Source organism: Mycolicibacterium boenickei, from assembly GCF_010731295.1.
In the GTDB taxonomy this organism is placed as follows: domain Bacteria; phylum Actinomycetota; class Actinomycetes; order Mycobacteriales; family Mycobacteriaceae; genus Mycobacterium; species Mycobacterium boenickei.
Genome location: NZ_AP022579.1, coordinates 5,316,317 through 5,329,214, shown reverse-complemented (window position 1 = coordinate 5,329,214; position 12,898 = coordinate 5,316,317). Strand labels below are relative to the sequence as shown.

9 protein-coding genes are annotated in these 12,898 nt (G+C 67.1%); 6 read left to right on the top strand and 3 right to left on the bottom strand.

All coding sequences use genetic code 11. The features are described 5' to 3' along the window. Positions 1 to 6: 6 nt before the first annotated feature. Positions 7 to 633: a hypothetical protein gene (locus G6N57_RS25450; protein WP_077738869.1), complete on the bottom strand. Its 627-nt coding sequence runs from the start codon at positions 631 to 633 to the stop codon at positions 7 to 9. A gap of 206 nt (positions 634 to 839) precedes the next feature. Beyond that, entirely contained in the window at positions 840 to 2,318 is a 1,479-nt protein-coding gene (locus G6N57_RS25445) for a PE-PPE domain-containing protein (protein WP_162563905.1), read from the bottom strand. Between the two features lie 415 nt (positions 2,319 to 2,733). Here G6N57_RS25445 and ftsY point away from each other — a divergent pair, with 415 nt between their 5' ends. The 6 genes from ftsY (at position 2,734) to G6N57_RS25415 (ending at position 11,239) form a co-directional block, all read left to right on the top strand. Next, positions 2,734 to 4,098 (top strand): signal recognition particle-docking protein FtsY, encoded by a 1,365-nt coding sequence (gene ftsY, locus G6N57_RS25440; protein WP_235680575.1) that lies wholly within the window; start codon positions 2,734 to 2,736, stop codon positions 4,096 to 4,098. 221 nt (positions 4,099 to 4,319) lie between these two features. Continuing rightward, positions 4,320 to 5,624, top strand: coding sequence for an ammonium transporter (locus G6N57_RS25435; protein ID WP_163646705.1), 1,305 nt, complete (start codon positions 4,320 to 4,322; stop codon positions 5,622 to 5,624). Positions 5,625 to 5,630: 6 nt separating this feature from the next. Beyond that, positions 5,631 to 5,969, top strand: coding sequence for a P-II family nitrogen regulator (locus G6N57_RS25430; RefSeq protein ID WP_003881099.1), 339 nt, complete (start codon positions 5,631 to 5,633; stop codon positions 5,967 to 5,969). Between the two features lie 82 nt (positions 5,970 to 6,051). Beyond that, positions 6,052 to 8,547, top strand: coding sequence for a [protein-PII] uridylyltransferase (locus tag G6N57_RS25425; protein ID WP_077738872.1), 2,496 nt, complete (start codon positions 6,052 to 6,054; stop codon positions 8,545 to 8,547). 63 nt (positions 8,548 to 8,610) lie between these two features. Next, positions 8,611 to 10,176: a signal recognition particle protein gene (ffh, locus tag G6N57_RS25420; protein WP_077738873.1), complete on the top strand. Its 1,566-nt coding sequence runs from the start codon at positions 8,611 to 8,613 to the stop codon at positions 10,174 to 10,176. A gap of 4 nt (positions 10,177 to 10,180) precedes the next feature. Beyond that, complete coding sequence (locus G6N57_RS25415) at positions 10,181 to 11,239, top strand: metal-dependent hydrolase family protein (RefSeq protein ID WP_077738874.1); 1,059 nt, start codon at positions 10,181 to 10,183, stop codon at positions 11,237 to 11,239. A gap of 78 nt (positions 11,240 to 11,317) precedes the next feature. Here the strand turns inward: G6N57_RS25415 and G6N57_RS25410 are convergent, their stop codons facing one another. Next, positions 11,318 to 12,874 carry a diflavin oxidoreductase gene (locus G6N57_RS25410; protein WP_077738875.1) on the bottom strand — a complete coding sequence of 519 codons (1,557 nt, stop codon included), beginning with the start codon at positions 12,872 to 12,874 and terminating at the stop codon, positions 11,318 to 11,320. Positions 12,875 to 12,898: the final 24 nt, after the last annotated feature.

Genomic DNA, 12,898 nt, shown 5'->3' with positions numbered 1-12,898 from the left:
TCGGGCCTATTCCGATCGGTAGACTGCGGGCGGTCCCCAGCCGGGCTCGGTGGCGCAACCCGGGACGGAATTCGCGGGGCAACCGCTGCCCTGTCCCGGTTGTGGCGTCGGTGCCGGCGACGGCGGGTCGAGCTTGAAGGTGATGCGCGCCGACCTCATGATTCCGCTGGAGGTGACGGGCCGCTCCCGGTAGAACGCCTTGACCTCGAATGGCTTCGGGATCAGCTGGTCGCTGGTGGCCACCACGTTCCATTTGCCGTCGGTTACATCGGTTTCGGCGGTCACGAGAGGTGCTGTGGCGTTCGGCGCGCCGACCTCTACCCGCACGGCTTCCACGAACGGACTCGCAGAACCCCAGAGCGCGAGCGCCTTGTGCGAGTCGCTGAGTTTGGCATCGTCGATGGAAACCCGTTCTGAGGGCTGGACTTCGGTGATGGGCGTCGACGGCAGGCTCTCGGCGGGGTTGAGCTTGTCCAGGATGGCAGGCGTGGCGGCGATGAGTGCCCCGCCGAGAGTGCCGATCAGTCCGATGACGGCCGCATTCCCCGCGGTCGGCTTCTTGATGGTGCGTGCACGGCGGCGTTTCGGGCGCGACTGCGTCGTGGTGCCGACGGTTGGTGAGTTGGTAGTCATGGCCGTGTGCCTTGTTCGATGTTGAACTGCCCGCCGACGGTTGTCGGTGCGGTACAGAAATGATCACGCCACGATCACGGGCTACGCATGCGTAGTGGACTACTCGAATGTCCCGATCGTGTCGGGAAAACCCTGCCGAGCGTGCGGATAGGCCCGGGATTCCCCCGTGGATCCGGGGCCTGTCCGCACGCTCGACCGATACGCCCCTACGCCGCGTCGGAGTGTGCGGCGCGAGCGCTACGGCGGGACTTATCTTGCGTAGCAATATCTTTCGTCAGGGTGGCGGATCTAGGCTGGGCCGAATCGCTTTCGCCGGAGCGAGGCATCCTGCGCGCCGGACGGGTGTCCGCGCCTGATCCATCAGCTTCGATGGCGTCGGAGGCCTTGGGCGAGAGGGCCTGCCGCACCGACTGCCGGATTCGCTCGGCCGTCGCTTTCGGCTTCGGTGCCGGCTTGGTCTTGACCACGGTCTTGACGTCGGCCTCGGCTGTGACGGCGGTGTCGACGTCGGTGTCCGCCTCCGTTCCGGGGTGCGTGTGGGGCGCCCGCAGCCGGGTGTGTTCGGGCTGTGGACCCTCCGGCGTCGAGATCTGGGGCGTCATCTTCTCGGATGTCGGCTTGTCCGGTGCGGCAGCGTTTTCCGTGCGGTCATCAGCAGCGTCATCGACGTTGATACCCAGGTCGGCGAGTGCGTCGCGCACACCCTTCTTGGCCGCGGCTCTCAGATCCTGTGCCAACTTGTCGAGATCGATGTGGGGTACCAGCCCGGCACGGGTCGGGACACCCATGTTGGCGGGCGTACGGTCGTAGGCGAGCTCGATCAGCACCCGCAGCGTGGGCTCGGCCAGGTCGATTACCGGCGCGGGGATTCCCAAGTCGCGCAACGGCTGCAGCAGTGGGAGGTGCTCGGTGTGCACCAGGTAGTAGGTGGTGTTGCCAGACGTGTACGACTGGTAGGTGCTCGGATCGTCCAGCTCGATCACCGATGACCCATAGTTCGGATGGAGGTAGAAGTACCCCATCAGGGCGTTGAGGTCGGCCAGCAGGTTGAGTGGGTACTTGGGAAAGTCGGCGATCAGGTCGTACTGGCGGGCGACGTCGATCGTCTTGTATTCGTCGTCCGGGGTGGCGCCGTCGAAGCTGACCCCGAGGATCGGGATGTAGAGGCCCTCGAACCGGGCCAGGATTCCGCCGTTGGGCCGGTTGGGGTTGGCCACGAACACGAACGACAACTCGTCGGGTGAGGGCACCGCGGCGCCTTGTGCGCGGAGGTCGGCCAGGTTCCGCTTCTCCCGGGTGGCGATGTTGGCACTCTGCGAATATCCGACGACGATCTTTTCTCCCGGCGTGTTCAGCACCGCGTTGTTGAGGCTGAGGAGGCCGCGCGCGACCGAGGTGTCGAAGCTGATGTCGGTCAGGCTGGTCGCGGGCCAGAACTGCTCCGGTGTCGACACCCATTTCAGGTCGTCCTGATCGAGGTGCCGGTCGGCCAGATAGGTGTTGTTCACCTGGTCCACATAGCTGCCTGCACCCCATTGGTGCGGATCTCCCAGGGCCTTCATCCCGGTTCCGCCCATGATGAGTGCGGTCGCCGCCAACTGAACCAGCGTGGTCATGCTCGCCGTCAGTGCCAGCCCGACCGTGCCGGCCAGAGTGACCAGCGCCAGTGCTGCCCCCCTAAGCACACGAATGTGCATACTTGCCCTCCCTTTACTTCAGAAATCCCAAGGGAAGGACCACATGCCGACCAAACGCTGAAGTCATTCCCGACCCGTTTGGAATCGTGGACCAGGCCGGTGTCAGTTGTCAGCGAATTGAAAGAATTGTGATACTGGAATGAAAAGAGCAGTTAAATCGCATTACTGCCGGATTTATCAGTGAATGCAGCTAAGCCGTAGAGGAAATCTACGGCTGCCGGCAGAACGTTGGTTCGTGTGCGTGGAAGCGGGGAAATACCGCCGTGGTACGTGAGTGTACCGCGATTTCGGACAATCCGGTATGCCGATCTTTCCGGCCGACTCCGGTGTGTGGGGACCTGGCGGCGGAAGCGGGAAAACGGGGTCGATCGTTCCCATGCCGCCGCCCTGCGACAATGGCGGCGTGACAGAAGGTGCGTTGTTGGGTCTGTGGATCGCTATCGCGGTCGTCGCTGTTCTCGTCGTCGTCGCTCTCACGGTCGGGTTGGTGCGTTACCGGCGGCGCCGGATTAGCCTGTCCGAGAATGACGCCGCGAAGCCGCTGGACCGGTCCGGTGGCTACACGGCGTCCTCGGGCATCACGTTCAGCCAATCGGGCACTCCGACGGTCGAGCGGATCGACACCAGCGGGCTGCCCGCGGTCGGCGACGACGCCACCATTCCGCGGGATGCGCCCAAGCGCACCATCTCCGATGTTCAACTGCCCGAACCGCCGGTCGAGCCGGTCGCGCCGCAAAAGCCGGCCGAGCCGGCGGAGCCGGTGGAACCGGAACCGGTCGCCGAGCCGGAGCCTGCGCTCGAGCCGACCGAGGCGCCCGATCCGGTCGCCGCCGCCGTGGAGGACATCGCCCCGGCCGAAGGGCGGATGGACCGGCTGCGGGGCCGGCTCGCCAAATCCCAGAACGCGTTGGGCCGCAGCATGCTCGGGTTGCTCGGCGGTGGCGATCTCGACGAGGACTCGTGGGAGGCCATCGAGGACACCCTGCTGATCGCCGATCTCGGCCCGGTGGTCACTGCCTCCGTCGTCGCCGCCTTGCGGGAACGGATGGCGAGCAAGAACGTGCGCAGCGAAGCGGATGCCCGCGCGGTGCTGCGCGAGGTGCTGATGTCGGAGCTTCGGCCCGAGCTGGACCGTTCGATCAAGGCGCTGCCGCATGCGGACAAGCCGTCCGTGCTGTTGGTGGTCGGCGTGAACGGCACCGGCAAGACCACCACGGTGGGCAAGCTGGCGCGCGTGCTGGTCGCCGATGGCCGCCGCGTGGTGCTCGGTGCCGCCGACACTTTCCGTGCCGCGGCCGCCGACCAGCTCCAGACCTGGGGCTCGCGGGTGGGGGCCGACGTGGTGCGCGGGCCCGAGGGCGCCGATCCGGCGTCGGTGGCCTTCGATGCCGTCGATGACGGGATCAAGACCGGAGCCGACGTCGTCGTGATCGATACCGCGGGCCGCCTGCACACCAAGACCGGCCTGATGGACGAACTCGGCAAGGTCAAGCGGGTGGTGGAGAAGCGCGCCGCCGTCGACGAGGTGCTGCTGGTGCTCGATGCCACCATCGGCCAGAACAGCCTGCCGCAGGCCAAGGTGTTCGCCGAGGTCGTCGACATCACCGGGGTGGCGCTGACCAAGCTCGACGGCACCGCCAAGGGCGGGATCGTGTTCCGCGTCCAGCAGGAGCTCGGTGTTCCCGTCAAACTCGTCGGGCTCGGTGAGGGGCCCGACGACCTTGCGCCGTTCGAACCGGGGGCCTTCGTCGACGCCCTGCTGGGCTGAAAACCCTGGGAAACGCACGGTGTAACACCGGCGAAACGCAGCCCGGCTATCCGTTCACACGAGCGAAACGCAACGGCGCCGTGGCTGAAACATCCACTCAGCATTGTCTTGGACCAGGTCAATGGTCGTAAATCCTTGCGGCCGTGGCGTGGTGAAGGAGGAAACTGCGAGTGGAGCAATTCCCGATATTGGGTGCGCCGGACACCGGTGACACGGCATGGATGCTGGCCAGTGCCGCACTTGTGCTGTTGATGACGCCGGGTCTGGCCTTCTTCTACGGCGGCATGGTGCGTGCCAAGGGCGTGCTCAACATGATCATGATGAGCATCAGCGCGATGGGTGTCGTGACGGTGCTGTGGGCGCTGTACGGCTATTCGGTCGCGTTCGGTGACAACACCGCCGGGGTGATCGGCAATCCGGCACAGTTCTTCGGTCTCAAGGGCCTCATCGGGGCGAATGGCTCGGCCGATGCGCCCATCGCGCTGGTCGGGACCATCCCGGCCACCGTGTTCGTGGGCTTCCAGCTGATGTTCGCGATCATCACCGTCGCACTGATTTCGGGCGCCGTCGCCGACCGCATCAAGTTCGGCGGCTGGTTGTTGTTCGCCGCGCTGTGGGCGACCGTCGTCTACTTCCCGGTCGCGCACTGGGTCTTCGACTTCGACGTCAAGGGGTCCGACGGTGAGACCGTGATTCACCACGGCGGATGGATTGCCAATCAGCTCAAGGCAATTGACTTCGCCGGCGGCACCGCGGTGCACATCAACGCAGGTACGGCGGGCTTGGTCCTGGCCATCATCCTCGGCAAGCGGCTCGGCTGGCCCAGCACGCCGATGCGCCCGCACAACCTGCCGTTCGTGATGCTCGGCGCCGGTCTGCTGTGGTTCGGCTGGTACGGGTTCAACGCCGGTTCTGCGGTGTCGGCCAACGGAGTTGCCGGTTCGACCTTTGTCACGACCACGGTGGCAACCGCGACGGCGATGCTGGCCTGGCTGCTCACCGAGCGTATCCGCGACGGACACGCGACTTCACTGGGCGCGGCTTCGGGCATCGTTGCCGGACTGGTGGCGATCACGCCGTCCTGCTCGTCGGTGAACGTGGTGGGCGCGCTGGTGATCGGCGCGGCGGCCGGTGTGCTGTGTGCGCTGGCGGTGGGCCTGAAGTTCAAGTTCGGCTTCGACGATTCGCTCGACGTCGTGGGCGTGCACCTGGTCGGCGGCATTGTCGGCACGTTGCTGGTCGGCCTGGTCGCGACCAAGGAAGCGCCCGCCGCGGTCGCGGGCCTGTTCTACGGCGGTGGCTTCGATCAGCTCTGGCGACAGGCGGTCGGGGCGGGTGCTGTTCTGCTCTATTCGGCGGTGGGTACCGCTATCTTGGCGTTGATTGTCAAATACACCGTGGGCCTGCGCCTGGACAAAGAAGAGGAAGCATCCGGTATCGACGAGTCCGAGCACGCGGAGAGCGCTTACGACTTCGTCGCTGTCGGAACCGGTTCTGTTCTCGGTCGTCACGGCGGGGAGGAATAAGGAAATATGAAGCTGATCACTGCGATCGTCAAGCCGTTCACGCTGGAAGACGTCAAGACAGGTCTGGAGCAAACCGGCATTCTCGGAATGACGGTCAGCGAGGTCCAGGGTTACGGCCGGCAGAAGGGCCACACCGAGGTCTACCGCGGCGCTGAGTACTCGGTCGATTTCGTGCCGAAGGTCCGGGTCGAGGTCGTTGTCGACGATTCCGCGGTCGACAAGGTCGTGGACGTCATCGTGCAGGCCGCACGTACCGGCAAGATCGGCGACGGCAAGGTATGGGTCAGCCCGGTCGACACCGTGGTTCGGGTGCGTACCGGTGAGCGGGGAGCTGACGCGCTGTAGCCGGGGCGTCCATAGAGACGTCTTCTCCCTGGCCAGCAATCGCGTGAGCACTACCCGGTGATCGGCCGGGGGAGGAGTCGAAATGACAGAGAACAGTTCAGCAGCCGCCGGAGCCTCTCACGAGGCTCCGGCGGCTTCATCCCGGCCCGCCAACGATCTGACGGCGGCCACCCAGCAGCTGCTCAGCGGGGGATCGCGCCAACTCGATGCGGCCGCCTTGCGGCGCGCGTTGCTCGATCTGCACGAATTCTGGCTCGCCACAAAGGCGACCGAGATCGGGATCACGGCCACCAGCGGATTCTCGATCGTGGCCACCGGTGGCCTTGGCCGCGGCGAGATGCTGCCGTACTCCGATCTCGACCTCACCCTGCTGCATGACAACATGCCGGTCGAACTCGTCTCCGAGGTCGCGGAGAAACTCTGGTATCCCTTGTGGGACGCCAATATTCGGATTGATCACAGCGTGCGCACCGTCCCCGAGGCGCTCAAGGTGGCCGGTGAAGACATCGCGGTGGGTCTGGCGATGCTCGACGCCCGTCATATCGCCGGCGATGCCGATCTGTCGGCACTACTGGTGGGCGGGGCGCGTCGGCAGTGGCGGATCGGAATCGCCTCGCGGTTCGACGAACTCGTCGAGCACGCGCAGGCAAGGTGGGAGCGCAGCGGTCAGATCGCACACCGCGCCGAACCGGACTTGAAGTCGGGCCGGGGCGGACTGCGGGACGTTCAACTGCTCAACGCGCTGGCGATCGCGCAACTGGCAGATGTGTATCCGAGCCGGGCGCTGGCCTCACCGACGGGCACCCTGGGTGATGCCCACCTGGCGCTGCTGAATGTCCGCACCGAACTGCACCGGGCTTCCGGTCGAGGCCGGGAATTGCTGCTGGCGCAACACGCGGACGAGATCGGCGCGGCATTGCGAATCGGGGATCGATTCGACTTGGCCCGCACGCTCTCCGATGCGGCGCGCACGGTCAGCTACTACGTCGACTCCGGAATCCGTACCGCCGCCAATGCCCTGCCGCGCCGCGGCTTCGCCGCGCTGCGCCGCCCGGTTCGCCGCCCACTCGACGAAGGGGTGATCGAGTACGCCGGCGAGGTGATCCTGGCCCGCGACGCCAGGCCGGAACGTGATCCGGGTCTGATCCTGCGGGTCGCGGCCGCATCGGCCAGTGCCGGGCTGCCGATGGCGGTCTCCACGTTGAGCAGACTGGCCGAAACCGCACCGGAACTGCGTACGCCGTGGCCGCGTCAGGCCCTCAAGGACTTGCTGGTGCTGCTTGCGTCCGGTCCCGCGGCGGTGGCCACCATCGAGGCCCTGGACCGTACCGGTCTGTGGGGCCGGCTGTTCCCGGAGTGGGGCGCAGTGCGTGACCTGCCGCCGCGGGATGTCGTGCATACCTGGACCGTCGACCGCCACCTGGTGGAAACCGTCTCTCGGGCAGGCGCTTTCACCACGCGGGTGTCACGTCCGGACCTGCTGTTGCTGGGCGCGCTGTGCCACGACATCGGCAAGGGCCGCGGCGGCGACCACAGCGTGATCGGCGCCGAGCTGGCCACGCAGATCGGTACCCGGCTGGGTCTGTGGCCGTCCGACATCGACGTGCTGTCGAAGATCGTGCGCTATCACCTGCTGCTGCCCGACACCGCGACACGGCGAGATCTGCAGGACCCCAAGACCATCGACGCGGTGGTCGACGCTCTCGGCGGGGACACGGTGCTGCTGGAGCTGCTCCACGTGCTGGCCGAGGCGGACTCGCTGGCCACCGGACCGGGGGTTTGGGGGGATTGGAAGGCATCGCTGATCGGTGATTTGGTCAGGCGGTGCCGGCTGGTGATGGCGGGCGAACCACTGCCGCAGCCCGATCCCATCGAGCCGCGGTTCGTGGAACTGGCGTCGGACGCCGGCGTCCATGTCGAGCTCACGCCGGGCGACGGCCCGCACATCTACAACGTGACGATGATCGCCGCGGACCGGCGCGGCCTGCTGTCCAAGGCGGCCGGGGTGCTGGCGCTGAATTCCCTGCGGGTGCATTCGGCATCGGTCAACAGTCACGAGGGCTCGGCGATCAACACCTTCGCGGTCTCGCCGCATTTCGGTGCGCCACCGGCGGTCGAACTGCTGCGCCAGCAGTTCATCCTGGCGCTGGAGGGCGAGCTTGACGTGATCGGCGCGCTGGAACGGCGAGACCAGGAGGCCGCTCAGCATCCGACCACCCGGGCCGGCGAGATCCTGGCCTCGGTGCCGGCCAACCATGTGCCGGCCCCGCCGCGCATCCTGTGGTCGCCCGGCACCGCGCCGGAAGACCTGATCGTCCAGATCCGCACGATCGACCGGGCCGGGCTGCTGGCCCGGCTGACCGCTGTCTTCGAGCGCGACGGCGTCGATGTGTCCTGGGCCAAGGTGACCACTTTGGGCGCCTCGGTCGTCGACGTCTTCTGCATCACCGCACCGGCGCTCGCCTCGGATGAGGCGCGACGGGCGGCGTTCCGCGAGGAGCTGGAACGCGACATGTTCGCGATCCTGCCCGCGCCGCCGCCGGCCAAGCCGGCCAAACCGGTGGAGCAAGCGGGCTGACCTCCGAGCCGGCCGACCGGTGGGCTCACCACCCCGCCCCGGCCCGGCCGCTAGGCTTACCACGTGTTTGAGAGCCTGTCTGACCGGTTGACCGGAGCCCTGCAGGGCCTACGCGGCAAGGGGCGGTTGACCGACGCCGATATCGACGCCACAGCGCGCGAGATCCGGTTGGCGCTGCTGGAGGCCGACGTCTCGCTGCCGGTGGTGCGTGCCTTCGTGTCGCGCATCAAGGACCGCGCCAAGGGCGCCGAGGTCTCGGCCGCGCTGAATCCCGCGCAGCAGGTGGTCAAGATCGTCAACGAGGAGCTGATCGGCATCCTCGGTGGCGAAACGCGCCAACTGAACTTCGCGAAGAACCCGCCGACGGTGATCATGCTGGCCGGTCTGCAGGGTGCCGGTAAGACCACGCTGGCCGGCAAGCTGGCGAAATGGCTCAAGGGGCTCGGGCATACCCCCTTGCTGGTGGCGTGTGACCTGCAGCGGCCCGGCGCGGTCAACCAGCTGCAGATCGTCGCCGAGCGCGCCGGCGTCGGTGTCTTCGCCCCGCATCCGGGAACGTCGCCCGATGGCCTGGAGATCGGTGGCCACGGTGACCCGGTGGCGGTCGCCTCGGCCGGTATGGCCGAGGCCCGGGCCAAGCACTTCGACGTCGTCATCGTCGACACCGCCGGTCGGCTCGGTATCGACGAGGAGCTGATGGGGCAGGCCGCGGCCATCCGCGACGCCGTGAAGCCCGACGAGACCCTGTTCGTGCTCGACGCGATGATCGGTCAGGATGCCGTCGCCACCGCTGAGGCATTCCGTGAGGGTGTCGGCTTCACCGGTGTCGTGCTGACCAAGCTCGACGGTGACGCCCGCGGCGGTGCGGCGTTGTCGGTCCGCGAGATCACCGGCATGCCGATCCTGTTCGCCTCGGCGGGGGAGAAGCTCGAAGACTTCGACGTCTTCCACCCCGACCGGATGGCCAGCCGCATCCTGGGGATGGGCGACGTGCTCACCCTCATCGAGCAGGCCGAGCAGGTCTTCGACCAGCAGAAGGCCGAGGAGGCCGCCGCCAAGATCGGCTCCGGTGAGCTGACGCTGGAGGATTTCCTCGAGCAGATGCTGGCGATCCGCAAGATGGGCCCGATCGGCAACCTGCTGGGCATGCTGCCAGGGGCGGGGAAGATGAAGGACGCGCTGGCTGCCGTCGACGACAAGCAGCTGGATCGCGTGCAGGCGATCATCCGCGGAATGACCCCGGCCGAACGTGCGGACCCGAAGATCATCAACGCCTCGCGCCGGCTCCGCATCGCCAACGGCTCGGGTGTCGCGGTGTCCGAGGTCAACCAACTCGTGGACCGGTTCTTCGACGCGCGCAAGATGATGTCGTCGATGGCCGGCCAGATGGGTATGCCCTTCGGGCGCAAGAGCTCCCCGCGCAAGGCCGCCAAGGGTAAGAACAAGCAGGCCGGCAAGAAGAAGGGCCGTCAGTCAGGGAAGGGCCCGACGCCACCGAGGAACCCGTTGGGTGCCGGGATGCCTGCCGGCTTCCCCGATCTGTCGAACATGCCCAAGGGCCTGGACGAATTGCCGCCCGGTCTGGCCGATTTCGATCTGTCCAAGCTGAAGTTCCCGGGCCAGAAGTAGTTCGGTGCTCCACCTTCGGGGGCGCGGCCTGCCCGACGGCGAACCCGTCGAGTGGTGGGTGGCCGACGGGGTGCTGTCGGCGGAACCGATCGCCGACGCCGCCACCGTCTTCGACGGCGGCTGGATCATCCCGGGGTTGGTGGACGCGCACTGTCACGTGGGGTTGGGGCCCGGCGGCGCAGTGTCGCTGGACGAGTCGGTGGCTCAGGCCGAAACCGAGCGCGATGCCGGTGCGCTGCTGTTGCGCGACGCCGGATCGCCGGTGGACACCCGCAGCTTCGACGAGCGCGACGACCTGCCGCGCATCATCCGGGCCGGACGGCACCTCGCGCGTCCAAAGCGGTATTCGCCAGGGTTGCCGATCGACATCGAGGACGAGTCGCAGCTGCCCGATGCCGTTGCCGAGCAGGCCCGGTGGGGCGACGGCTGGGTGAAGCTGGTCGGCGACTGGATCGACCGCGGCGTCGGGGATCTGGCGCCGTTGTGGTCCGACGAGATCCTCAAGGCGGCGATCGACGCCGCCCACGCCGAGGGGGCCCGGGTCACCGCGCATGTGTTCGGCGAGGACGCACTGCCGGGACTGATCAAAGCCGGTATCGACTGCATCGAGCACGGCACCGGAATCACCGACGACACCATCGAATTGATGCTCGAACACGGCACAGCGCTGGTGCCCACCTTGATCAACATCGACAATTTCCCGGGCATCGCCGATGCGGCGGGCAAGTATCCGGCGTACGCCAAACACATGCGGGATCTCCATGCCTCCTGCCGTAGCCGGGTCGGTGCGGCCTATGAGGCGGGAGTGCCGATCTTCGCGGGTACCGATGCCGGCGGGATGATCGCCCACGGTCGCATCGCCGACGAGATCGAGGCGCTCAAGGGCATCGGGATGAGCCCCACCGCGGCACTCGGTGCGGCCAGCTGGGATGCCAGGGCCTGGTTGGGCCGGCCCGCGCTGGAGCACGGTGCGTCCGCGGACCTGGTGTGCTACACCCATGACCCGCGTCAGGGCGGGGTCAGCCACCCTGATCTGGTGATCCTGCGCGGGCGGGTGTTCTGATTCTCGGCCGAGCAGACGTGTAGGTACCCCAGAACGCGCGTTTCCGGGTACCTACGCGTCTGCTCGCGGGGGAGCGCCCTAGTACACGTCGCGCACGTAGCGGTGCGTCTTGATCAGGTCGTTGACGTAGGCGTGCGCAGCGTCGGCGTCCATGCCGCCGCTCTCGGCGACGATCTCGTGCAGGGCGGTGTCGACATCCTTGGCCATCCGGTCGGCGTCACCGCACACATAGAGGTGTGCGCCGTCCTGTAGCCAGCTGAACAGCTCGGCCGAGTTCTCCCGCATACGGTGTTGCACATACTCTTTCGTGTCCTGATCGCGGGAGAACGCGGTATCGAGCCGGGTCAGGGTGCCGGACCCGGCGAATCCGGTCAGCTCCTCGCCGTAGAGGAAGTCGGTGGCCCGGCGCCGGTCGCCGAAGAACAGCCAGGACCGGCCCGATGCGGTGGTGGCCTGCCGTTCCTGCAGGAAGGCGCGGAACGGCGCGATCCCGGTGCCGGGCCCGATCATGATGATCGGCACATCGGCGGCCGGCAGCCGGAAATGATGGTTGGGGCGCAGGTGAATCCGAACCGCCTGGGTGCGCTCGGCCAGATAGGTGGAGGCCACACCACCGTGTCGGCGGCCGGCGCCGGGATAGCGCACGGTGGCCACGGTCAGGTGCACGCGATCTGGGTGCACCAGTGGACTCGAGGCAATCGAGTAATCGCGGAACTGCAACGGGCGCAAGGTATCGATGACGTCATCGACGGTGAGGTCGGCGCGGCGGATCAGATCGAGGACATCCTCGCCGTAGGCGGCGGGTCCGGCCAGCTCCTGCAGCGCGCGCGAGGGTGTGCGGATCTCGAGCCGCTCGGTGAGCAGCAGTCCCAAGGTCTCATCCGCCCCCGCTACCCGGTGCGTGGCGCCCACTTTGAGTTCGGCAAGGATCGCCGCCACCAGGTCAGGATCGTTGAGGGCATGGACCGCCAGCGAATCACCGGCCTGATAGGCGATCCCGGACCCGGTGAGGTCGAGCTCGTAGTGGCGGACCTCCTTGTCGGATTCGGTCGAGGTGAGCAGGCGATTGACCGAGAGGGGAGCCGTGAAGGGGTGGTGACGCTCCTGGTTGCGAAGCGGGGGCTCCGGGTTCTCCGCGACGACGGGCCGCGCGGTAGGCCCGGACTGTGCGGCGGTGAGCTGCTTGACGAGGTCGGTGGTCCAGGCTGCCGCGGGTTCTTCGTAGTACCCGTCGACGTCGACCCGGTCTGCGAGCCGGGTGGCGCCCAGCTCTTCGAGTCGTGTGTCGAGGAGTTTGCCTGCGTTGCAGAACAATTCGTAGGACGTGTCGCCGAGGGCGAGCACCGCGAAGCTCATGTGCTCCAGTCGCGCGGTGGAGGCGCTGATCGCCTCCCAGAACAAGGTGGCGGTGTCGGGGAATTCGCCGTCGCCGAAGGTCGACGTCACGACGATGAAATGCGTTGTGGTGCTGAGATGGTCGAGTTCCACCTGGTTGAGCTCCACGGCCTCGGCGGGGATTCCGGCCGCGGTGGATGCTTCGGCGAACGACATGGCAGCGTCTTCCGCGTTACCCATATCGGTGCCATAGGCGACCACCAGCGAGAACTCACGGTCGGACACATCGGCTCCCCTCATCGCGCGCGGGGTACTCCACGCGAA